This is a genomic window from Streptomyces sp. NPDC056296 (assembly GCF_042268605.1).
In the GTDB taxonomy this organism is placed as follows: Bacteria; Actinomycetota; Actinomycetes; order Streptomycetales; family Streptomycetaceae; genus Streptomyces.
This window is the reverse complement of record NZ_JBHJRX010000014.1, coordinates 79978-101189: the sequence shown is the minus strand read 5'-3', so window position 1 is coordinate 101189 and position 21212 is coordinate 79978. Positions and strand designations below refer to the sequence as shown.

At 72.2% G+C, this 21212-nt stretch carries 20 protein-coding genes and 3 pseudogenes; 7 read left to right on the top strand and 16 right to left on the bottom strand.

The window, feature by feature from the left end; all coding sequences use genetic code 11:
* The 8 genes and pseudogenes from ACFCZF_RS13205 to ACFCZF_RS13170 all read right to left on the bottom strand — a co-directional run.
* Positions 1-1577 (bottom strand): annotated as a pseudogene (locus ACFCZF_RS13205) (5,6-dimethylbenzimidazole synthase); the annotation flags it as partial.
* Positions 1578-1925: 348 nt separating this feature from the next.
* Positions 1926-3146, bottom strand: coding sequence for a precorrin-6y C5,15-methyltransferase (decarboxylating) subunit CbiE (gene cbiE, locus ACFCZF_RS13200; protein ID WP_376671734.1), 1221 nt, complete (start codon positions 3144-3146; stop codon positions 1926-1928).
* 119 nt (positions 3147-3265) lie between these two features.
* The gene (locus tag ACFCZF_RS13195; RefSeq protein ID WP_376671733.1) at positions 3266-3904 is read right to left on the bottom strand and encodes a GNAT family N-acetyltransferase; all 639 of its coding nucleotides are present in this window, start codon (positions 3902-3904) and stop codon (positions 3266-3268) included.
* A gap of 146 nt (positions 3905-4050) precedes the next feature.
* The gene (locus ACFCZF_RS13190; RefSeq protein ID WP_376671732.1) at positions 4051-4878 is read right to left on the bottom strand and encodes a MetQ/NlpA family ABC transporter substrate-binding protein; all 828 of its coding nucleotides are present in this window, start codon (positions 4876-4878) and stop codon (positions 4051-4053) included.
* Between the two features lie 76 nt (positions 4879-4954).
* Complete coding sequence (locus ACFCZF_RS13185; RefSeq protein ID WP_375917823.1) at positions 4955-5692, bottom strand: methionine ABC transporter permease; 738 nt, start codon at positions 5690-5692, stop codon at positions 4955-4957.
* Entirely contained in the window at positions 5689-6747 is a 1059-nt protein-coding gene (locus ACFCZF_RS13180) for a methionine ABC transporter ATP-binding protein (RefSeq protein WP_376671731.1), read from the bottom strand. The genes ACFCZF_RS13185 and ACFCZF_RS13180 overlap by 4 nt, the downstream gene beginning before the upstream one ends.
* 423 nt (positions 6748-7170) lie before the next feature.
* Positions 7171-7389 (bottom strand): annotated as a pseudogene (locus ACFCZF_RS13175) (HAD-IA family hydrolase); the annotation flags it as partial.
* Positions 7390-7404: 15 nt separating this feature from the next.
* On the bottom strand, positions 7405-8010 hold the full coding sequence (locus tag ACFCZF_RS13170; protein ID WP_376671730.1) for an HAD family hydrolase: 606 nt from the start codon (positions 8008-8010) through the stop codon (positions 7405-7407).
* A gap of 83 nt (positions 8011-8093) precedes the next feature.
* On the opposite strand from ACFCZF_RS13170, the gene ACFCZF_RS13165 reads away from it, so the two are divergent.
* Both ACFCZF_RS13165 and ACFCZF_RS13160 read left to right on the top strand, forming a co-directional pair.
* Positions 8094-8453, top strand: a complete 360-nt coding sequence (locus ACFCZF_RS13165) for a hypothetical protein (protein WP_210961514.1) — start codon at positions 8094-8096, stop codon at positions 8451-8453.
* A 1-nt stretch (position 8454) separates the two neighbouring features.
* Positions 8455-8871, top strand: a complete 417-nt coding sequence (locus tag ACFCZF_RS13160; RefSeq protein WP_376671781.1) for a hypothetical protein — start codon at positions 8455-8457, stop codon at positions 8869-8871.
* 31 nt (positions 8872-8902) lie between these two features.
* Here the strand turns inward: ACFCZF_RS13160 and ACFCZF_RS13155 are convergent, their stop codons facing one another.
* From ACFCZF_RS13155 to ACFCZF_RS13140, 4 genes are all read right to left on the bottom strand, one after another.
* Complete coding sequence (locus ACFCZF_RS13155; RefSeq protein WP_375917814.1) at positions 8903-9400, bottom strand: GNAT family N-acetyltransferase; 498 nt, start codon at positions 9398-9400, stop codon at positions 8903-8905.
* A 57-nt stretch (positions 9401-9457) separates the two neighbouring features.
* On the bottom strand, positions 9458-9952 hold the full coding sequence (locus ACFCZF_RS13150; RefSeq protein WP_376671729.1) for an RNA polymerase sigma factor: 495 nt from the start codon (positions 9950-9952) through the stop codon (positions 9458-9460).
* A gap of 74 nt (positions 9953-10026) precedes the next feature.
* Positions 10027-11202 carry a glycerophosphodiester phosphodiesterase gene (locus ACFCZF_RS13145; protein ID WP_376671728.1) on the bottom strand — a complete coding sequence of 392 codons (1176 nt, stop codon included), beginning with the start codon at positions 11200-11202 and terminating at the stop codon, positions 10027-10029.
* A gap of 178 nt (positions 11203-11380) precedes the next feature.
* On the bottom strand, positions 11381-11608 hold the full coding sequence (locus tag ACFCZF_RS13140; RefSeq protein ID WP_376671727.1) for a hypothetical protein: 228 nt from the start codon (positions 11606-11608) through the stop codon (positions 11381-11383).
* Between the two features lie 124 nt (positions 11609-11732).
* On the opposite strand from ACFCZF_RS13140, the pseudogene ACFCZF_RS13135 reads away from it, so the two are divergent.
* A pseudogene (locus ACFCZF_RS13135) lies at positions 11733-12477 on the top strand (lysophospholipid acyltransferase family protein).
* 426 nt (positions 12478-12903) lie between these two features.
* Here ACFCZF_RS13135 and ACFCZF_RS13130 read toward each other — a convergent pair.
* The 4 genes from ACFCZF_RS13130 to argH form a co-directional block, all read right to left on the bottom strand.
* On the bottom strand, positions 12904-14436 hold the full coding sequence (locus ACFCZF_RS13130) for an MFS transporter (protein WP_376671726.1): 1533 nt from the start codon (positions 14434-14436) through the stop codon (positions 12904-12906).
* A gap of 3 nt (positions 14437-14439) precedes the next feature.
* A complete protein-coding gene (locus ACFCZF_RS13125; RefSeq protein ID WP_375922361.1) occupies positions 14440-14985 on the bottom strand; it encodes a TetR/AcrR family transcriptional regulator in 546 nt (181 codons plus the stop codon).
* A gap of 88 nt (positions 14986-15073) precedes the next feature.
* The gene (locus ACFCZF_RS13120) at positions 15074-16045 is read right to left on the bottom strand and encodes an aldo/keto reductase (RefSeq protein WP_376671725.1); all 972 of its coding nucleotides are present in this window, start codon (positions 16043-16045) and stop codon (positions 15074-15076) included.
* Between the two features lie 90 nt (positions 16046-16135).
* Positions 16136-17563 (bottom strand): argininosuccinate lyase, encoded by a 1428-nt coding sequence (gene argH, locus ACFCZF_RS13115; RefSeq protein ID WP_376671724.1) that lies wholly within the window; start codon positions 17561-17563, stop codon positions 16136-16138.
* 119 nt (positions 17564-17682) lie between these two features.
* Between argH and ACFCZF_RS13110 the strand changes: the two genes are divergently transcribed.
* The 4 genes from ACFCZF_RS13110 to ACFCZF_RS13095 all read left to right on the top strand — a co-directional run.
* Positions 17683-18270, top strand: coding sequence for a pyridoxamine 5'-phosphate oxidase family protein (locus tag ACFCZF_RS13110; protein WP_376671723.1), 588 nt, complete (start codon positions 17683-17685; stop codon positions 18268-18270).
* A 3-nt stretch (positions 18271-18273) separates the two neighbouring features.
* Complete coding sequence (locus ACFCZF_RS13105) at positions 18274-18996, top strand: L,D-transpeptidase (RefSeq protein ID WP_375922371.1); 723 nt, start codon at positions 18274-18276, stop codon at positions 18994-18996.
* A gap of 88 nt (positions 18997-19084) precedes the next feature.
* A complete protein-coding gene (locus ACFCZF_RS13100; RefSeq protein WP_376671722.1) occupies positions 19085-20467 on the top strand; it encodes a ferric reductase-like transmembrane domain-containing protein in 1383 nt (460 codons plus the stop codon).
* 27 nt (positions 20468-20494) lie between these two features.
* On the top strand, positions 20495-21212 hold a 718-nt coding region (locus tag ACFCZF_RS13095), incomplete at its 3' end, for an FMN-binding protein (protein ID WP_376671721.1).

Sequence of the window (21212 nt, the reverse complement as noted above, 5' to 3'; positions counted from 1 at the left end):
TGGGCGTCCGACTGCGCTACGACGTCCTGCGGGGCGGCGTCCTGCGGTGCGGGCTGCATGGCCGGCTGCGGGTGTGCCGGGGCTGTCTGTGCGGGCTGCGCGTCCGGCTCGGGCTGTGCTTCGGGCTGCGGGTGTGCCGCGGCATGTGGCGGCTGTTCGACCGATTCCTGTAGCGGTACGGGCTGCTCGGTGACGGACGGCGCGGCCGGTGCCTCCAGGGACGGTTCGGGTTCGGCGTGCTCAGGCACGGCGACGTCGGGGTTCTGGACGACCGCGGGTACCTCGGGGGCCTGGACGCCTGCGACCACCTCGGGGACCTGGTTGTCCGGGGCCGCGGGTGCCTCGGTGAGCGTCGTGGCCTCGTGCGGCTCAGGAGCCTCGGCGGACACAACCGCCTGGGCGGGCTCGGGAGCCCCCCCGGGCAGCACAACTGCCTGGACAGGCTCGGGAGCCTCGGCCGGCTCAACCGCCTGGACGGGCTCGGGCGCGGGCGCCTCGGCGGCCTCGGGAACCTGGGGGTCCGCCGACACCGGCTGCTCGGGGGCCTCTTGGACGGGCTGGGCGGGCGCGGGCTGCGCAGTGGGCGCGGCGGGGGCCGGTACGGCTTCCTCCGCAGGGTCGGGACCCGGGACGGGCTCGGCGACCTGCTCCGGCTCGGCCTCCGGGGCGGGCACCTCGTCCCCCCCGGCCTCCTGGCCCTCGCCGCCGACGATCGGCGTCTCCGCGCCGTACGTCGTCTCGTTGCCCGGCCCGGCGTCGGCATCGGCACCGTCGGCGGCATCGGCACCGTCGCCGACCACGGTCTCCGTCTCGGTCTCGGTCTCCGTCTCGGTCCGGGCCTCGGCGGGGGTGTCGGCAACCGGGGTCTCGGCCTCTCCCGCTTCGCCGGGCTCGCCGGACTCCCCGCCCGTCGCCGCCACTGCCTCCGTCGCCACGCGGGTCACGAGCGCCTGGGCCGCGCCCACCGGCTCGGGCACCTGTTCCGGTACCGGAACAACCGTTTCCGCATGCACCGCCCCGGCGTTGGCCGGGGCCTCCGAGAGCTGTCGGGCCCGCGGAGCCGCCTGCGCACCCCAGGGCGCCGCCCCCTGCGGTGGCATCGCGGCCGCCTGCGGGACGTCGAGGTACTCGGGGCCGGCGGTCGGCGGGCCGGCGTGCCGCACCGGCGCGTCGGCCGGGCCGCGGTCGGCGAGGGAACGGACCGGGCTCGCGGAGGTGTCGGGGATCGGCGGGCCGAGGTGCAGCGGCCTGCGCGGTGGCACCGGCGCGGACGCGGGCTCAGGTGTCACTTCCGGCTCGGGCAGGCGGACGCCGCCGAGGTCGACCGAGCCGCTGTCGCGGCCGGACATCTCGTGCGGGCCCGGCTGGTGCACGGTCTCGACGACGGGCTCCGGCGCGGGCGGCGCGACCTCGTTGCCCCAGGCGCTCTGGGCTCCCGGCAGCAACAACAGGTCCTCGTCCTCGGCGGTGGTCTCGGAGAGGTAGGTGTACGCGCCGGGTGCGGGGACGCCAGGCTGCTCCACCATGCCTGCGTCCTCCGGCAGCCCCTCGCCCGGGATCTGGCCGGTGTCGGTCATGCGTAACCCCTCGCCCATCGGTTAGTGCTTCTACGACCAGCTACACCCGGGACGGCGCACCGACCGCCCCGTAGTGAAGAACGAGCGTGCGTGCCCAGCGGCACGAACGACCCGCCGGAAAAGACGACAAAGCCATTGAGTGGCATTGTCGCGGTCGTTCCCCCGCCACGACAGCTTGATCCGCGACGGCCCGCTGTGGACTGCGCCACGTTGCGCGTCCTCCGGTTCTGCCGTACCACACCCAGCCCGGATCGGGCGGGTTTCTACGGACATTGACCGACGAAGTGCCGGGTGTCCGAGTGCGGTACAACAATCCGCCAGCCTACCCCGCGCGGTATGACAAGCCGATCACGGGGCGCGGTCGGGGAGCACCCCGCTGAGCAGGAACGCGACGCTCCGCTCGGTCTCCGTCCAGGTCCGGGTGTCGAGTCCGACGGACTGCAGCAGGGCGCACTCGACCCGGTAGCCGTGCTCCGTCAGGTCCCTGCCGACGAGTTCGGCCGCGTCGCGGGTCGCGGCGTGCGCGACGATGCGCTGCGGCCGCCGGTCGGCGACCGCGGAGACCACGGCCGCTCCCCCGCCGCCGACCCGGACGACGTCGGGCTCGGGGAGGTTCTCCAGGACGTGCGGGGCGGTGCCGTGCACGATCTGGAGCTGGGCGCCGAAGTGCCGTGCGGTGGCCTCGGTGCGGGCGCAGGCGTCCGGGGCGCGGTCGACCGCGATGACCGCGGCGCCCGCGCGGGCGGCCTCGGTGGCGAAGGCGCCGCTGCCGCAGCCGATGTCCCACACCAGGTCGCCGAGGCGCGGGCCGAGCCGGGCGAGTTGGGCCGTGCGGAGCAGGTCGGTCTCACCCTCGCCGAGTTCGCCGCCGTACGCCTCGGCGGGCAGGGCCCAGCCGCGCGGACCGGCGGCGGGGTCGCGGCCGGCGACCCAGCCCGTGCCGTCGGTCGCGGTGCCGGGGCCGACGCTTCCGCCGACGACGATGACGACGTTCGGGTCGCGCCAGCTGTGGTCGGCGGCCTTGTCGGAGGTGACGACGGTGACCCGTTCGCGCGTGGTGCCGAGTTCCTCGCAGATGACGAAGGTGCGGTGGATGCCCTCCATCAGCAGGCCGAGTTCGGCGGGGCCGGCGCCCGGGGAGGTGAGGACCGCGACCTTGGTGTGGGCCCGGCATACGTTCACCGCGCGTCGCAGCGTGCGGGGGTGGGCGACGACCACATGGGCGTCGTCCCACGGCATACCGGCGCGCGCGAAGGCGGCGGCCACGGAGGAGACTGCCGGGACGACTTCGACCTCCAGGCCGAACTCGGGGGCGCGCAGCGTGCGTACGACGCCGAAGAAGCCGGGGTCGCCGTCGGCGAGGACGACCGCCGTGCCGCGGTGGGCGGCGATGCGGCGGGCGGCGAGGGCGACGCTGCCGAGGCGGATGCGTTCGGCGGCGGGCGGTACCTCGGGGAGTGCCAGGTGGTGGGCGGCACCGGCCACCAGTGTGGCGGCGCCCAGTGCGGAGCGTGCCGCGGCGGTCAGTGGCGAACCGTCCCAGCCGATCACCGTGACCCGGTCGGCCATCGTCGTCAGTCTCCAGGATGTCGCGGGTCGTGGTCGCGGAACCGTTGGCCGGCGCGCTCCGTGAGGGTACCTGGTGCGGCCTGGGGGCGGGGCGGTGGCGTGGTCGGAGCCCCCGTTGATCAGTTCCAGTCGGTGAAGGTGGTGAAACCGTCGTTGTCGGTCAGTGGCCCGACCGCGCCTTCGAGGTCCTCCGGCAGCAGGCTCCACACGATGAAGTCGGTGCGTACGTCCGTCCAGACACCGTCGTCGGTGCGGACCCGGGCTATGCAGGCGTTGCGCAGGACGCCCTCGCTGATGCAGCCGATCTTCTGGGCCACCTGCTGGGAGGCGGTGTTGTCGGCGGCGGTGCGCAGCTCGATGCGTTCGAACTTCTGGTCGCCGAAGAGCCACTGGGCGGTGGCGAGCGCCGCCTCGGAGGCATAGCCCTCGCCCCGGGCCCAGGGGGCGACGATGTACGACAGTTCGGTGGACCGTACGTGCCAGTTGGTCTTGGTCAGTTGGACGGTGCCGACCAGGCGCTGGGTGAGGAACTCGGTGACCGCGAGGTCGAGTCCCCGGCCGGACGTGCGCTCGGCGGGGGCGTACTCGCCGATCCAGGTACGTGCGGCCTGCTCGGTGAAGGGCTGGGGGACGTGGGTCCAGGCGGCGACCTGCTCGTCGTTCATCATGGCGGCGAGGGCGGGGACGTCGTCCTCGTCGAGGGGGCGCAGCACCAACCGCTCCGTGCTGATGGAGATGTTGGGGAAGGTGCTCGTCATGCGCCGCTCCGTAACCTGTGTAACCGTCAGGGCCTACTCGAACTGCCCAGCATGCAGCATGAAAGCACTCAACCGCACCACGGGGTCCGCCCCGGCGCGGAGCGGACCCCGTGCGGAACGGACCCCGTGCGGGACCGGCGGTGCGGTCAGAAGGAGGGCAGCACGGCGCCGGCGTACTTGTCCTCGATGAACTTCTTCACCTCGGGCGAGTTGAGGAGCTTCGCGAGCTTCTTCACGCGCGGGTCGTCCTCCTGGCCCTCCTTGACGGCGAGGAGGTTGCTGTTCGGGTTGCCCTTGGCGCTCTCCAGGAGGAGGGAGTCCTCGGCCGGCTTCAGGTCGGCCTCGATGGCGTAGTTGCCGTTGACGACGGCCGCGTCCACGTCGTCCAGGGAGCGGGGGGTCTGGGCCGCCTCCAGCTCCTTGAACTTGAGGTTCTTCGGGTTCTTGGTGATGTCCGAGGGGGTCGCCGAGGTGCCGACGCCGTCCTTGAGCGTGATCAGCCCGTTGGCCGCGAGCAGCTGCAGGGCGCGGCCCTCGTTGACGGTGTCGTTCGGGACGGCGACGGTCGCACCGCTCTTCAGGCCGTCGGCCTTGTCGACCTTGTGGGAGTAGAGGCCGAGGGGCTCCAGGTGCACGTCGACGACGGACACGATGTGTGTGCCGTTCTTCTTGTTGAAGTCGTCGAGGTACGGCTGGGTCTGGAAGTAGTTGGCCCCCACCGAGCCGTCCTCCGTCGCCGTGTTCGGCGTGACGTAGTCGGTGAACTCCTTGACCTCGAGGTCGAGGCCCGCGTCCTTCGCCAGGTTGTCCTTGACGTAGTCGAGGATCTCGGCGTGCGGGGTGGGGCTCGCGGCGACGATCAGCGGGCCGGAGGTGTCGGAGGCGGAGTCCTCGCCCGAACCGCAGGCGGAGAGTCCGAGGGTGAGCGCCCCGGCGGCGAGGACAGCGGTAGTGATCTTGGCGGTGTTACGCACGAAAAGTGCCTTTCCTGAGGTGGTGCGACCCCGTTACGGGTTGACGGGGAGTCCGGGGAAGAAGTCGAGCGGCCGGTTACGCGACCTTGCTCACGTCGGCCGCCGCGGGCTCCTTGGCCTTGAGCAGCCGCAGCCTGGGCCCGGCGCCCCCACGTCCGCCGCGGCGGTGCAGGGTGCGGGCGGCGTGGTCGCCGGCGAACTGGATGAGCGAGATGACGACGGCGAGGATCGCGACGGTGATCCACATCAGCCCGCTCTCGAAGCGCTGGTAGCCGTAGCGGACGGCGAGGTCGCCGAGACCTCCGCCGCCGACGGTGCCGGCCATGGCCGAGTAGCCGATGAGGGCGATGATCGTGGTGGTGGTGCTGGCGATCAGCGACGGAAGCGCTTCGGGGACCAGGACCTTGCGGACGATGGTCCAGCTGTTGCCGCCCATGGACTGGACGGCCTCGACGAGCCCTCCGTCGACCTCGCGTACGGCTGTCTCGACGAGCCGCGCGAAGAAGGGGATGCCGCCGATGGCGAGCGGCACGATCGCGGCCTCGCTGCCGATGGTCGTCCCGGTGACCCAGCGGGTGAAGCTCATCAGCGCGACCATGAGGATGATGAACGGCATCGAGCGGCCGACGTTCACGATCTGGCCGATGACCTTGTTGACCAGGACGTTCTGCAGCAGGCCGCCCTTGTCGGTGAGGACGAGGAGTACGCCGAGCGGGAGCCCGGCCACCACGGCGATCAGGGTGGACCAGCCGACCATGATCAGGGTCTCCCAGGACGCCTGCTCCAGCAGGGGCTGCATCTCGGACCAGGTCACTTGGCACCTTCTTTCACCAGCGGGGACGGCGCGTCCGCGGGCTCGCCCGGCGTCTCGTTCACCACGTCGATCTGCAGGCCCTGTTCGCGCAGGAAGCCGACGGGCACCACGTTGTCCTCGTAGCGGCCGGGCAGTTCGATCCGCATCCGGCCGACCTGGAGGCCGCCGACGGTGTCGATGGCGGCACCGAGGATCGATATGTCGATGTTGTAGGTGCGGGACAGCTGGGAGATGACGGGCTGTGTGGCGGCCTCGCCGTGGAAGGTGACGTCGAGGACGGTGCGGTCGGCGCCGGACGCTTCGCCGCCGACCGGGAAGAGGGCGGCGGCCAGCTCGGAGCCCGGGGTGGCGAGCAGCTCGCCGACCGTGCCGGACTCGACGACGCGGCCCCGGTCCATGAGGGCGGCCGAGTCGCAGACGCTCTTGACGACGTCCATCTCGTGGGTGATGAGCAGGACGGTCAGGCCGAGCTGCCGGTTCAGGTCGCGCAGCAGCTGGAGGATGGAGCGGGTGGTCTCCGGGTCGAGGGCGCTGGTGGCCTCGTCGGAGAGCAGGACCTTGGGGTCGCCGGCCAGGGCGCGGGCGATGCCGACGCGCTGCTTCTGGCCGCCGGAGAGCTGGGCCGGGTAGGCCTTGGCCTTGTCGGCGAGACCGACGAGGTCGAGCAGCTCCAGTGCCTTGCGGGAACGTTCCTTCCCGGACTTGCCGAGGATCTCCAGCGGCAGTTCGACGTTGTCCTGCACGGTCCGGGAGGAGATCAGGTTGAAGTGCTGGAAGACCATGCCGATACGGCTGCGCGCCTGCCGCAGTTCCTTGCCGGCGCGGGGGCCGCGGCCGGCGAGCGCGGTGAGGTCCTGGCCGGCGACGGTGACCGTGCCGGAGGTGGGGCGCTCCAGGAGGTTGACGCAGCGGATGAGCGAGGACTTGCCGGCGCCGGACTGGCCGATGACGCCGTACACCTCGCCCTCGCGGACGTGCAGGTCCACGCCGTCCAGGGCGGTGACCTCGCGGCCGCGTGAGCGATAGACCTTCGTGAGGCCCGATGTGGTGATCACGTGGGTTTCCGTCACTGTCGAGTGCGCGGCGCGGTGGTGTGCGCCGGGCACGGGGCGTTGTTCTTCGGGGGCTTGGGGGTCCTTCGGAACGCGGCACGGTTCTCGCGGTGGCGATGCGCGGTGGCGTGGGAACCCGGGGAGAAACGTGTGCGCGGGGCGTGGCTCGGCCGCGTGCGCGGGGCGCGGTGGCGGGTACGAGCCGGCGCTCGCTTCGGGGCGCGAGGCTCAGGTGGTGCGGGGGCCCTCTAGAAGGCGCACATTCGACACATACAACGAGCACCGGGCGTCATCGTCGCCTCGGTCGCAGGGGTGCGGTCGCTCGTCGTGCTCATGCGATCAGTAAAGCAGACGTACGGTCCTGACCGGTCACCACTGTCCGGATACTGGACAGCGGTGGACGGTGGCCGGTCGCGGGGGCGTGGATCAGCCCCGGACGGAGATCTCGACTCCCGCGTCGGTGACCAGTGCCGACAAGGCGGACAGGTCGGTGACCACCAGGTCGGCGTCGAGTTCGTCGGCGCGGTGGGTTGTGGCCAACGCCACGGTGGTCATGCCGGCGGCGCGGCCGGCCTGGAGTCCGGCGGGGGCGTCCTCGAAGACCACGCAGGCGGCCGGGTCGACGCCCAGGGCGCGGGCGCATAGGGCCTGTCCGGCGGATCAGGTCGCAGGAAAGCCGCGGCACCTCATCGGCGCCGGTGAGCGGGGTCTGGTGCGTCCAGCTGCAAGGCGGAGGAGGGCGGCAACGCGGAGCGTTGACAACCGACGACAACGCCGCAGATGGGCGTGCCAGACCCCGCGTCTGCGGCATGATCCGCCGGACAGGCCCTGTGGCAGATAGGGCTCGGGGTCGGGCTTGCCGCGGGTGATGTCGTCGGCTGCGATGAGCGTCTTGGGCAGGATGCCGACGGCACCGAGCCGGGCCTCGGCGAGGCGCCGGGTGGCCGAGGTGACCACGGCCCAGCGGTCCGAGGGCAGCGCGCCGAGGAACTCCCAGGTGCCGGGCAGCAGGTGCACACCCCCGCCCGGAACGTCCTCGACCTCCAGCTGCTCGATCCGCGCGACGGCCTCCGGCACCTTGGCCGCGGGCAGCAGATCGGCGGCTATCTCCGCGGCCGGCCGCCCGTGCAGCTCGACCCGCGCGAACTCCTGCGCCGTGATCCCGTACTCGCCGGCCCACCGCGTCCAGCAGCGGCGCACGGAATCGAGGGAGGAGACAAGGGTTCCGTCGTTGTCGAACAGGAGGGCCTGGGCGTGGATCTTCATGTCCCCGACCCTACGGGGCGCCCGGTCGTCGCCGGACGGGGTCGGGGGCGGCGGGCCTTTTGGGCCGTAATAGGGTCGCTGCCATGCTTGACGTCCTGACGCTGGTGACCGGCGTCGCCGCACTGCTGCTCGCCGCCTGGTGCGGCTGGGCGGCCTACCGTGACCAGCCGACGAAGGACTGGCACTTCATCGGCATGGCCGTGGTCTCGGTGCTGGCGCTGGTCCAGCTCGTCGTCGGCATCGTGCAGCTGGCACGCGGCGAGGAGCCCGGCCAGGGCACGACGATCTTCGTGGCGTATCTGCTGGGCGCCTTCGCCTGTGTCCCGGCGGCGGGGTTCATGTCGCTGGCCGAACGCACCCGCTGGGGCTCGGTGACGGTCGCCGCCGGCGGTGTCGTCCTCGCCGTCCTCGAGGTGCGGCTGTATGACATCTGGGGAGGCTGAGATGGTGGCCACGGAGGAGAAGACGGACCGGAAGCGGCTGATCGCCGGCCCCGGGATCCTGCTGGTGTGGCTGTACGGGGTGATGGTGGTCGGCGCCGTGTCCCGGTCCGCCTACCAGATCGCGACCGAGTTCGACCGGGCGCCGCTCCCCTACACGCTGTCGGCCGTCGCGGGCGTCGTCTACGGCTTCATCACGTACACCCTGGTGCGCGGCGGCGAGACGGCCCGCAAGGCGGCGCTGGTGTGCTGCGCCGCCGAGCTCGTGGGCGTCCTGACGGTCGGCACCTGGACGCTGGTGGAGCCGTCCGCCTTCGCCGACGCGACCGTGTGGTCGGACTTCGGGATGGGGTACCTCTTCATCCCCGTCCTGCTGCCGCTTTCGGCCGTGTACTGGCTGCGCCGGGCCCGCACCGCGTAGCGGCGTCCGGGCCCGGACGCCTACGGCACCTTCAGGCCGTGGTCACGTACGCCTCGGCCGGCTTCTCCAGGACGATCATGGGCACGCCGTCCGCGCCCTGCGCGGTCCCCACCGTCTCGTAGCCGACCCGCCGGTACAGCCGCAGGTTGTTCTCGCTGCGGTGACCGGTGTGCAGGCGGAAGCGCTTGGCGCCGCGCTCCTCGGCGAGGGCGGACTCGGCGGCACGCAGCAGGCGGGCGCCGATGCCGTGGCCCTGGAGCCGCGGGTGGACGCACAGCTTGCCGATGGACGCCGCCCCGTCCGCGGCCACCCGGCCGTACACCGAGCCGACGACCTCGTCGCCGAGCCGCGCCACGAAGACGCAGTCGTCGACTACCTCCTGGCGCACGGAGTCGAGGGTCTGGACGAGCGGGTCGATGCGGTAGTTGCCGTACAGCGCCGCCTCGCTCTGGAAGCAGAGGTACTGCAGCCGGAAGATCTGCTCGGCATCCTGCTCGGTCGCCGCCGAGATGGTCACACTCATGCCCATGTGTGCATGCCTCCCGCTCACCTGATCACCTGTGGTCCCCCACTCCTATCCCCGTCCTCAGCGAGCCGCAACCTCCGGCGTCAGCAATCGGCGCAGACATCCCAGACATCGGGAACGTTCCGGGCCAAGACTGCCTTGTGAGATACCCAACTCCCCCGCGATTTCCCGGTATGTGAGGTCCTTCGGCGACAGCAGGGCCTCCATCAGCCGGGGGCAGCGGCCGGGCAGCCGGCGCACGGCGTCGCGCAGGGCGCGGTGCCTGGCCGCGGCGAGCGCGAACTGCTCGGGTTCGTGCTCGGCCGCGCCGGCGGGTTCGGTCTCGTACGGCCGCTCGTTGCGGTGTGTACGGCGGGTGCGGCGGGCCTCGATGCGGACGGCGCTGCGCAGCCAGCGATGCGGGTCGTGGGGCGGGCCGTCGGCCTCCAGGCGTTCCAGAAGGCGCAGCCAGACCGCCTGTTCGAGGTCGCCGGGCTCGGCCCCCGACGCATATGCCTCGGCCGATGCCTCGGCGGTGAGCAGGGGGCGCAGGGAGGTGACCAGGTCGTGCGTCATATGCAGGTCGACGCGGCCGCCCGGGCGGCGGGTTGCCCGGACGGCCGAAGGTCACCCCAACCGGGGGCGGTCGCTCAGTTGTTGACGAAGTCCTCGCGGGCCAGCACGCCCGTGTCCGGGTGGTCGGTGAAGACGCCGTCGATGCCGGTGGCGAAGTAGGTCCGGAACGCGCCGAAGACATCGCCGTAGGCGTCCGGGTCGCTGCCCTTGCGGAAGTCCGCGGGGAGGAAGGGGTTCTCGTTGCGCATCGTGTACGGGTGCAGGATCAGGCCCGCCCGGTGCGCGTCGCGGACCAGGGTGGTCGGCTCGGTGAGCCGCCCGGCGGAGTCCTTGGGGATGATCAGGTCCAGGGTCGGGCCGATGCCCTGCGCGTAGAAGGCGATCTCCTTCAGGCCCTTCGGCGTGATCAGGTCGGCGGTCGTGCGCGGGTCGCCGTTCTCGACGAAGTCCCAGGGGCGGCTCTTGGCTCCGGAGAGCAGGACGGCGAGGGGGTTGCCGACGAGCTTGTTCATCCGCTGGATGCTGGTGGGCTCGAAGGACTGGATGATGACGGGCGAGTTCTTCCGGTCCTTGCCGTACTTGCGCAGCAGCCGCGCGAGTCGTTCCTCTGTTCCCAGGCCAAGCTTGCGGAAGTAGGTGGGGTGCTTGAGCTCGGGGTAGATCCAGACCTGCTTGCCGCGCTTGCGGGTCTGCTCGTTCTGCCAGCGGAGCACCTCTTCGAAGGTGGGGATCTCCCAGCGGCCGTCGTAGAGGGTGTTGTGCGGACGGTTGGCGGGGATGCGCTCGGTCGCGCGGAGCGTCTTGAGCTCGGCGAGCGTGAAGTCCTCGGTGAACCAGCCGGTGACGGAGACGCCGTCGAGCGACTTCGTGCGCTTGCGGTCGGCGAACTCGGGGTGGTCGGCGACGTCCGTGGTGCCGCCGATCTCCGGCTCGTGCCGGCACACGAGGTGACCGTCCTTGGTGGGGACCAGGTCACCGGCCTCGACGATGTCGGCGCCCATGTCGAGGGCCAGTTCGTAGGCGCCGAAGGTGTGCTCGGGGCGGTAGCCGCTGGCGCCGCGGTGGCCGATGACCGTCGGGACGGGCAGGCTCTTCACACCGCCGCCGCGTCCCCCGCCGTGCCGGGCGTCGGCGGCTCTCGCCGTGCCGGACAGGCCGAGCACGGCTCCGCCCGCGCCGAGCACCGCCGCTCCGAGGAGCGCCCGCCGTCCGGTGCCGCCCGCCTGCTCGTCCGACTCCTGCGTTCCCATCAGGGCCCTCCTGCCGTTGACCGTCAGTGCGGGCCGATCGTAGGGGCGCGTACATGACGAGCGGGAGACCGTGGCCGGAACACGCGGGTGCGTGGGGATGTCGTATGGGCGCGGAGGGCCGGTGAGACGGGATGCCTGACGTGCCGTCGGCTTTGCGGCGGCCGGGTGGGGTACGCGGTCAGTGGCCGCGTTCGTCGTGGCGGTGCCCGACGAGCCCCGTGGCCACGGAGAAGGGGTCGGCTGCACGGCTCCAGCGGCGCGCCTCGCGCAGTCCGCTCGTCGCCCGTGCTTCGATCCGGGCGGTGTCCGAACCCCCGGACCAACGACGCCGGTCCCTGCGGACCAGGACGGTGACGGCGGCGGCCATGACGACACAGAGCACGGCGAGTGCGGCGAGGATCGGCACGCGGTTCCTCCCCCGGAGACGCGACCTGCCTCACATCCTCGCGTGGGCATTACGACCGCACAACCCCCTGCACCGCAGGTGAACGCACGTCAACACTGGGTAACGCCCGGATGACCCGACGTGCGTGACCCCCTCGGCCGCGAGTAATGTCCTCACCTGCACAGACTCATACCGCACCCCCGACACCGGAGGACCCGTTGTCCCGCTTCGCGCTCATCAAGGCAGTGCTCGGCCCGATCATGCGCCTGATGTTCCGCCCACAGGTGGAGGGCGTGGAGAACATCCCGGGCGACGGCCCGGTGATCCTGGCCGGCAACCATCTCACCTTCATCGACTCGGTGATCATGCCCCTGAAGTGCGACCGGCAGGTCTTCTTCATCGGCAAGGACGAGTACGTCACCGGCAAGGGCCTCAAGGGGCGGCTGATGGCCTGGTTCTTCACCGGCGTCGGCATGATCCCGGTCGACCGGGACGGCGGCCGGGGCGGGGTCGCGGCACTGATGACCGGCCGCCGCGTACTGGACGAGGGCAAGGTCTTCGCCATCTACCCGGAGGGCACCCGCTCCCCCGACGGCCGCCTCTACCGCGGCCGCACCGGCATCGCCCGGCTCACCCTGATGACCGGCGCCCCGGTCGTCCCGTTCGCCGTGATCGGCACCGACAAGCTCCAGCCGGGAGGCGCGGGCCTGCCCCGGCCGGGCAAGGTCACGGTCCGCTTCGGCGAGGCGATGGAGTTCTCCCGCTACGAGGGCATGGACCGCGACCGCTACGTCCTGCGGGCCGTGACCGACTCCGTGATGACCGAGGTCATGCGACTGTCCGGCCAGGAGTACGTGGACATGTACGCGAGCAAGGCGAAGGCGGCGTAGGGCCGCGAAACGTACGGACACGGACGGCGGGCCGCTCGATGAGCGGCCCGCCGTTTGTACGTTGTGGGCGTCCACCCGGCCCACGGCCGTCGGCGCCTGCGCAACGGCGTCGTGCCGCGCGGATGGCGCCCGACAACCGAGGCGGAGGCCGCCTTCCGGGGGCTGCCCCGGTGGGTGCCGGCGAGTGCCGGGTGCCGCCGGCTGCCGGAGCGGCCGGGCGGACCGGCGCCGGTCCGCCCGGCGCCCAACGCCAACGCCCAGCGACCAACACCCAACGCCCAGCGGACCCCTGTCGCCCCGGTTTTTTTGCCGACGCGGTGACGAGCGGGTTCGTCGAGGGCCGGCGCGTGACCGGCGGTCCCGGCGGGTGGCCTCGCCCGTCCGGTCCGGGCGGCCGGAGGCACGCCCCGGCCGGCTCCCGACTTCTTACGGGTGTTCCACCCCGTCCTCCAGGCGCTGGCCCCGCAGCAGGAACCAGGAGGCCACGGCGGCGGCCAGGAGGACGGCCGCGCCGACGCCCGCCGCGAGGGTCAGGCCGTCGACGAACGCCTGGCGGGCGGCGTTCAGCATGGCCTCGGCCGTGTGCGCGGGGAGGTCCGAGGCGGCCTCCACCGCACCGCCCAGCGACTCGTGTGCCGCGGCCGGGGTGCCGTCCGGGCCGGTGAAGTCGCGGTAGATGCCGGTCACGATGGAGCCGAGCACCGCGATGCCGAGGGCGGCGCCGAGTTCGTACGCCGTCTCGGAGACCGCGGAGGCGGCTCCCGCCTGTTCGCCCGGCACGCTGGACAGGATCACGTCGGCGGTGACGGTGAACGAGAAGCCGGCGCCCACGCCGACGACGAGCAGGACCGCGCCGAGCAGTGGGTAGCCGGTGTTCTGGCCGATGACGGTCAGCGCGGCCAGCGCGAGACCGACGGCGGCGAGACCGCCGGAGACCACGGCACGCACCGAGAAGCGCCGCGCCGCACGGCCGGCGATCAGGCCGGCCACCACCGCGCCGACGGCGGCGGGCAGTTCCGCCAGGCCCGCCTCGAACGGCCGCCTGCCCTGCACGAGTTGCAGGTACTGGGAGAGGAAGAACACCAGCCCCGACAGACCCAGGATGGTCAGCAGGTCGGCCAGCACCGCGCCGCTGAAGCCGCGGCTGCGGAACAGCCGCATGTCGAGCAGCGGGACCGGCATGGTCAGCTGGCGGCGGACGAAGCCGTAGAGCGCGGCGGCGCCCAGCAGACCGGCGGCGAGCGTGGCCCAGGCGAACCCGTGCGCGGCGGCCTCCTTGACGGCGTACACGACGCCGACCATGCCGACCAGCGAGAGGGTGACGCTGAGCAGGTCCCAGGGGCCCGGGTTCGGGTTGCGGGACTCGGGCAGGAGCTTGATGCCGACGACGACCAGGACGGCCATCACGGGCAGGTTGATGAGGAAGACCGAGCCCCACCAGAAGTGCTCCAGCAGGAACCCGCCGACGACCGGGCCGACCGCCGCACCGGCCGACGCCGCGGCGCCCCAGATGCCGACGGCGAGGCTGCGTTCGCGCGGGTCGTGGAAGAGGTTGCGGATCAGGGCGAGGGTGGCGGGCATCAGGGTGGCGCCCGCGACGCCGAGCAGGGCCCGGGCGACGATCATCAGCTCGGGCGTGGACGCGTAGGCGTTGAGGACCGAGATCGCGCCGAACGCCGTGGCGCCGACGAGCAGGATCCGCTTGCGGCCGATTCGGTCGCCGAGGCTGCCCATGGAGACCAGCAGACCGGCGATGACGAAGGAGTAGACGTCGCCGATCCAGAGCAGCTGGGTGCCGGAGGGGGCGAGGTCCTCACTGATGTAGGGGGTCGCGAGACCGAGAACGGTCGCGTCGACGGCCACCAGCAGCACGGCCAGCACGAGGACGGACAGCGCGAGCCAGCGGCCGGGGCGCTTCACCGCCTCGGCCGTCTGCGCCGACTGCGAGGTGCGGGTCATGGTTCACTCTCTCCGAAGTGCGCCGCCGAGCAGCAGCTCGACGGTCATGTGGGTGAAGTCGTTGCGGGCCACGCGGCCCTCGGTCACGGCCCAGGCGCAGGCGCCCAGCAGTCCGTAGAGGGCCTCGGTGAGCCAGGCGGGGGTGAGGTCGATGCGGAACTCGCCGTTCTCCTGGCCGCGGCGGAACACCGCGGCCATCCGGGCGTCGATGCGGGCCCAGCCCTCGTTCTGCTCCTCGCCCTCGAACAGCTGGTTCTCGGTGTAGAGGAAGGCGAGCAGGCCGGCGGCGGGCTCGATCTCGCGCACGAGCCGGCGCACCGCGTCGGCCGCCGGCCCGTCGTCCAGGCGGGCCGCGTCCAGGGCGGCCTCGCACTCGGCGATGCCGAGGGACTCCAGCGCCCGGACCAGGGCGTCGCGCCCGGCGAAGTGCCGGTGCAGTGTGGCCCGGCTCAGCCCGGCGGCCCTGGCGACCTCGTCCATGGTCGCGGTGGCTCTGCGGGTCAGCAGGGCGGCGGCACTGCGCAGTACCTGGTCACGATCAACAGCCATGAGACAACAATAGCCCACGTGAGACAACTTTGTCTCACATGGGGCATGCGTGACTCACCTCACGACCGAGACCGCCCTGCGGGAACAGTCAGTGCCAGGGCAGCTGCCCGCGCCGCTCCCAGTAGGTGTCCGGGTCCTCGACGAGCGCGCCGAGACGCGCCACCTGGTCGTCGTCGAGGTCGACGACGGCGGCGTGGAGGTTGGAGCCGAGCTGGTTCACCGTCGCGGCGCCGGAGAGGACGACGCCGGCCCAGGGCTGCCGCAGGACCATCGCGAGGGCGACCGCGTCGCAGCCCAGGGCGGTCTCCTCCGCCACGGCCCCCAGGGCCCCCGGCGCATGCGGCTCCGCGAGGCGGCCGTTGGCCATACCCTCCTTGACGATCACGGTGAGCCCGGCCTCGTGCGCCTCGGCCAGCGCGGGCCCGGCGGAGGTGTCCAGCACGTTGTACGTCGACTGGACGGTACGGAAGAGGGGCTCGCCGTCGACGGTCACGGCGAGCGCGGCACGGATCGCGTCGGCCTGGGCGGGACCGCTGGTGGAGAAGCCGACGGTGACACCCCGCGCGGCGGCCTCGGCCAGCTTGGCGTGCAGTTCCTTGTCGGTGAGGGCCGGGCTGTCGGGGGTCAGCGAGTGGATCTGGTAGAGGTCGAGCCGGTCGCCGAGCAGGGCGTCCGTCTCGGCGCGCTGGCGCTCGTACGTCGCGACACCGTGGTCCTTGACCTCGTGCCGCTCGGCGTCGGCCGACCAGTCGGCCGTATAGGTGTAGCCCCACTTGCTGCCGACGACCACGTCGTCCACGTCGGGACGCTCCCGGAGCCAGTCGGCGAAGAACTCCTCCGAGTGCCCGTAGGAGCGGGCCGCGTCGAAGTACCGGACCCCCTGCGCGTAGGCGGCGTCCAGGAGGTCGTGGGTGCGCTCGCGCATCGCCTCGACGCTGCGGTCGGCCGGCAGGTCCCGGTCACGGCCGAGGTTGATGTAGCCGGGGCGGCCGACGGCGGCGAGACCCAGGCCGATGTGACAGGTGGGGGTCGTGGCCGCGGCCAGGCGGGCGAAGGGCATCGCGGGCTCCGTTCGGTCGGCTGCTGAAGCTGTGGAAGCTGCTGAGCTGTTGACCAACGTAACCGCGATGCCCCTCGGGCACACCGGCTGCTACTTCTTGGCGTTCGCCCACGCGTGCTGGCCGGCCACGTCTGCCTTCACCTCGGCGAGCTGGACCGCGACCGCGCTGGGCGCCGTACCACCGCGGCCGCTGCGGGAGGCGAGGGCGCCGGGGACGTTGAGGACGGTGCGCACCTCGGGGGTCAGATGGGCGGAGATCTTCGCGAACTGCTCGTCGGTCAGCTCGTCCAGCTCCTTGCCCTCGGCCTCGGCGGCCTTCACGCACTCGCCGGCCACCTCGTGCGCGACGCGGAACGGCACGCCCTGCTTGACCAGCCACTCGGCGATGTCGGTGGCGAGCGAGAACCCGGCCGGGGCCAGCTCCTCCATCCGCTCCCTGTGCACGGTGAGGGTGGCCATCATGCCGGTGAAGGCGGGGAGCAGGACCTCCAGCTGGTCGATGGAGTCGAAGACCGGCTCCTTGTCCTCCTGGAGGTCGCGGTTGTACGCGAGCGGGAGGGCCTTGAGGGTGGCCATCAGGCCGGTCAGGTTGCCGATCAGGCGGCCGGACTTGCCCCGGGCCAGCTCCGCGATGTCCGGGTTCTTCTTCTGCGGCATGATCGACGAGCCCGTCGAGAACGCGTCGTGCAGGGTCACGAAGGAGAACTCCTTCGTGTTCCAGATGATGATCTCCTCGGCGATCCGGGAGACGTTCACGCCGATCATCGCGGTGATGAAGGCGAACTCGGCGACGAAGTCGCGGGAGGCCGTGCCGTCGATGGAGTTGCCGACGCTGCCGTGCTCGAAGCCGAGGTCCTTCGCGACCGCCTCCGGGTCCAGGCCGAGGGAGGAACCGGCCAGGGCGCCCGAGCCGTACGGCGACACGGCCGTGCGCTCGTCCCACTGGCGCAGCCGCTCCGCGTCCCGGGAGAGCGCCTGGACGTGGGCGAGCACGTGGTGGGCGAAGAGCACCGGCTGGGCGTGCTGGAGGTGGGTGCGGCCGGGCATCGCCACGTCGGGGTGGGCCTCGGCGAGGCCCACCAGCGCGTCCTGGAGGTCGGCGATCAGGCCGCCGACGGTCCGGGCGTGGTCGCGCAGGTACATGCGGAAGAGGGTCGCCACCTGGTCGTTGCGGGACCGGCCGGCACGCAGCTTGCCGCCGAGGTCGGGGCCGAGCCGCTCCAGCAGGCCGCGCTCCAGGGCGGTGTGCACGTCCTCGTCGGCGATGGTGCCGGTGAAGGAGCCGTCGGCGACGTCCGCTTCGAGCCGGTCGAGCCCGGCGATCATCCGGGTCAGTTCGTCCTCGGTGAGCAGCCCGGCCGCGTGCAGCACGCGCGCGTGGGCACGCGAGCCGGCGATGTCGTAGGGGGCGAGCCGCCAGTCGAAGTGGACGGACGCGGACAGCTTCGCGAGGGCCTCGGCGGGACCGTCGGCGAAACGGCCGCCCCAGAGCCGGACGTCACCGCTGTTGTTGCTCACTTGTGTCGCTCCTCACCGTGCCATCACCGTCATGCATGAGTATGCAGAGTACTGCATGATTCGTCAATTTCGCAGGTCGGTGGGACATCCGCGCACCCCTGACTCCATAATCGTTAGACATGGGAAAGACTTATGAACGCATAGACGGCAGACTCCGCACCTTCATCGAGGCACAGCCCCTCTTCTTCACCGCCACCGCTCCCCTGGCCGGCGACGGCACGGTCAACCTGTCCCCCAAGGGGCTCATGGGCAGTTTCGCGGTGCTCGACGAACTCACCGTGGCCTACCTCGACTTCGCGGGTTCCACCGCCGAGACCGTCGCCCACCTGCGCGAGAACGGGCGGATCACGCTGATGTGGTGCGCCTTCCAGGGGCCGCCGAACATCGTCCGGGTGCACGGCCGCGGCGAGCCGGTCTTCCGCGACGACCCCCGCTTCCCGGAGCTGCTCACCCACTTCCCGGACATCGATACCACCGAGCACGGACTGCGCGCGATCATCGTGGTCACCGCCGAACTGGTCCGCGACAGCTGCGGCTACGCCGTCCCCTTCATGGCGTACGAGAGCGACCGGGACCTGCACGGCAGGCGGTTCGCCCGCGAGGACGACGCCTCGCTCAGCGCGTATTTCACCAAGAAGGAGTACATCGCGACGAGCATGGACGGCCTCCCCGGGCTGCCGTTGCCGCTGCCCCCCTCTACCGTCTGAGCCATGCGCCCCGGTGTCACCGCCGTCCTCGTCTCCGCCTCCCTCCTCGTGCTCGGTGCCGCGCCCGCCGGCGGGCCCGCTCCCCGGCCGCTGCCGGCCCGGATGGCGGACACCGGCGGCGGCACCCAGCTGATCACCGCGGTCGCCCCGCGGACCGGCTCGACCGAGGGCCGGGTCACCTGGTGGGACCGCGGGGGCGGCGGCAGAGGCGGCGGCCGGTGGGTGAAGGCCGGTTCCGCACCGGCCCGCTTCGGGGCCGGCGGGCTGACCGAGGGGGCGACGCGCGAACAGGGCACGAACACCACCCCGACCGGGCTGTACGACCTGCCGTACGCCTTCGGCATCGAGCCCGCGCCGCGCGGGACGGCGTACCGGTACCGCCCGGTCCGCGAGGACTCCTGGTGGTGCCAGGACAACGCCTCCCGCGCCTACAACCGCTGGACCGAACCACGCCCCGCCGACTGCCGTGCCGCCGAGGCCGAGCACCTGATCACCTACACGGCGCAGTACGCACACGCCCTGGTCGTCGGCTTCAACTACCACCGCCCGGTGCGCGGACGCGGCGCTGGCATCTTCCTGCACGTCAACGGGCGCGGGGCGACGGCCGGGTGCGTGTCGGTACCGCCGGAGGCGATGCGGCGCATCCTGCGGTGGGCCGACCCGGCGGCCCGGCCGCACATCGCGATCGGCACCTCGGGCGGGGCGACGGCGATCACGCGCTACTGAACGGGGGCGGGAGTACCGGCACCGGCTGAACGCTCCGGTGGTGCGGCGCGTATCTGTGGGCCAAGGGTCAAGTCCCCACGGAGGAACCGTGACCACCACGCTCGCCGGCGGCCGTGCCGCCCGCCGTCAGACGATGCGGCGCATCCGTCCGCGCCGCTCCCCCGCCGTCCCCCTGCTGCTCGCCGTGTGGGCGGGCGCGGCGGGCGTGTTGTGGCTGTGGTGGCGCAACACGCCCGCCATCTCCGACCAGACCGGCATGATCCTGGGCGCGGGCCGGATCACCGGCCTGCTCGCCGGGTACCTGATGGCTCTGGTGGTGCTCCAGATGGCGCGCGTGCCGGCGCTGGAGCGGCGGGTGGGCTCCGACCGGGTCGCCCGCTGGCACGCCATGACCGGCCGCTACACGCTGTGCCTCATCCTTGCCCACGTCTTCCTGATCATGTGGGGGTACGCCGCCCAGGCCGGCAAGGGCCTCGGCGACATCGTGCAGCAGACGGTCACCTCCGTGAACCAGCTGCCGGACATGGGCAAGGCGGCCATCGGCACTGGCCTGCTGGTCGTCATCGGACTGCTGTCCGTCGGCCCGGTCCGCCGCCGGATCCCGTACGACGCCTGGTACCACGTGCACCTGCTCACCTACGTGGCGGTGTTCCTGACCTTCTGGCACCAGCTGACCACCGGCAACGACTTCGCCGTCGAGCCCGTCGCGAAGACCGTCTGGTACGCGCTGTACGGGACGGTGACCGCGCTGGTCCTCTGGTACCGCGTCCTCACCCCCCTCCGCCTCAACCTGCGGCACCGCATGCGGGTCGAGGCGGTGGTCGAGGAGACGCCCGGGATCGTGTCGGTGCTGATCGGCGGGCGCCGGCTGCACCGGATGGGCGCGGAGGCCGGGCAGTTCTTCCGCTGGCGGTTCCTGGCGCCGGGGATGCGGTTCAGCTCGCACCCGTACTCGCTGTCGGCGGCGCCCCGCCCGGACATGCTGCGGATCACCGTGAAGGCGATCGGCGACCACAGCGCCCGGCTGCGCGAGCTGGAGCCCGGCACCCGGGTGTGGGCGGAGGGCCCGTACGGCGCCCTGACCGCCCAGCGCCGCAGCCGCGGCAAGGTACTGCTGGTGGCGGGCGGGGTCGGTATCACCCCGATGCGGGCGCTGTTCGAGACGCTGCCCGGCGCGTCCGGTGACATCACCCTGCTCTACCGGGCCAACAGCACCCAGGACCTGGCCCTGTGGGACGAGCTGGCCGGGATCGCCGACGAGCGCGGGGCCCGGCTGATGTACGCGGTCAACAGCCCGGACGGGGAGCGCCCCGACATCTCCGCGGAGACCCTGAGCCGCAAGATCCCGGACGTCGAGCGTCACGACGTCTTCCTGTGCGGGCCGCCCGGCTTCGCCCAGTCGGTGTACGAGGCACTGCGCGGCGCGGGAGTCCCCGCCCGCCGTATCCATCACGAGTCGTTCGAGATGTGAGCGACGGACATCAGGAGTCCAGGACAGATGAGGAAAAGCCACCCCGTTCGGCGTGCCGTGCTCGCCGGCGCCGCGACCGTGTCCGGGATCGTGCTGCTGCTGTCGCTGAAACCGGCGTCCGACCCGGGCTCCGCCTCGGCGGCGGGTGGCGCGGCGCCGCCGGTGGCCGCGCAGTCGCCGCAGGGCGGGCGGGGCGCGGGCGCCGGTACGGTCACCGGTGACGCGGCGAGCACGCAGTACGGCCCGGTACAGGTCCGGCTCACCGTGAACGGCGGGAAGATCACGGGCGCCGAGGCCGTGCAGGCGCCCAAGGGCGGACAGAGCGACCAGGTCACCGCCGACGCCGTACCCAAACTCAACCAGGCCGCCATCGCCGCCGGCAACGCCGACATCGACGCCGTCTCCGGCGCCACCTACACCAGCGCCGGATACAAGCAGTCGCTGCAGTCGGCGCTGGACAAGGCGGCCGCGAGGTCTGCGGGGTCGGGGTCCGCGGGGTCCGCCGGACAGGGCTCGGGCGGCGAGGGCTCGGGCGGTGGCGCCCAGGGCACTCAGACGCTCACCGGCGCCGCCGCGCAGACCCAGTACGGGCCCGTGCAGGTCCGTGTCACCGTCAGCGGCGGGAAGATCACGGGCGCCGAGACCCTCCAGGCGCCCAAGGGCGGACAGAGCGACCAGGTCACCGCCGACGCCGTACCCAAACTCAACCAGGCCGCCATCGCCGCCGGCAACGCCGACATCGACG

What these genes read in the sequence shown, in the direction of transcription:
- cbiE (WP_376671734.1), bottom strand. Translation starts at nt 3,146, where the DNA reads ATGGCCGACCGGGTCACGGTGATCGGCTGGGACGGTTCGCCACTGACC.
- ACFCZF_RS13195 (WP_376671733.1), bottom strand. Translation starts at nt 3,904, where the DNA reads ATGACGAGCACCTTCCCCAACATCTCCATCAGCACGGAGCGGTTGGTG.
- ACFCZF_RS13170 (WP_376671730.1), bottom strand. Translation starts at nt 8,010, where the DNA reads ATGAAGATCCACGCCCAGGCCCTCCTGTTCGACAACGACGGAACCCTT.
- ACFCZF_RS13165 (WP_210961514.1), top strand. Translation starts at nt 8,094, where the DNA reads ATGCTTGACGTCCTGACGCTGGTGACCGGCGTCGCCGCACTGCTGCTC.
- ACFCZF_RS13160 (WP_376671781.1), top strand. Translation starts at nt 8,455, where the DNA reads ATGGTGGCCACGGAGGAGAAGACGGACCGGAAGCGGCTGATCGCCGGC.
- ACFCZF_RS13155 (WP_375917814.1), bottom strand. Translation starts at nt 9,400, where the DNA reads ATGGGCATGAGTGTGACCATCTCGGCGGCGACCGAGCAGGATGCCGAG.
- ACFCZF_RS13150 (WP_376671729.1), bottom strand. Translation starts at nt 9,952, where the DNA reads ATGACGCACGACCTGGTCACCTCCCTGCGCCCCCTGCTCACCGCCGAG.
- ACFCZF_RS13145 (WP_376671728.1), bottom strand. Translation starts at nt 11,202, where the DNA reads ATGGGAACGCAGGAGTCGGACGAGCAGGCGGGCGGCACCGGACGGCGG.
- ACFCZF_RS13130 (WP_376671726.1), bottom strand. Translation starts at nt 14,436, where the DNA reads ATGACCCGCACCTCGCAGTCGGCGCAGACGGCCGAGGCGGTGAAGCGC.
- ACFCZF_RS13125 (WP_375922361.1), bottom strand. Translation starts at nt 14,985, where the DNA reads ATGGCTGTTGATCGTGACCAGGTACTGCGCAGTGCCGCCGCCCTGCTG.
- ACFCZF_RS13120 (WP_376671725.1), bottom strand. Translation starts at nt 16,045, where the DNA reads ATGCCCTTCGCCCGCCTGGCCGCGGCCACGACCCCCACCTGTCACATC.
- ACFCZF_RS13110 (WP_376671723.1), top strand. Translation starts at nt 17,683, where the DNA reads ATGGGAAAGACTTATGAACGCATAGACGGCAGACTCCGCACCTTCATC.
- ACFCZF_RS13105 (WP_375922371.1), top strand. Translation starts at nt 18,274, where the DNA reads ATGCGCCCCGGTGTCACCGCCGTCCTCGTCTCCGCCTCCCTCCTCGTG.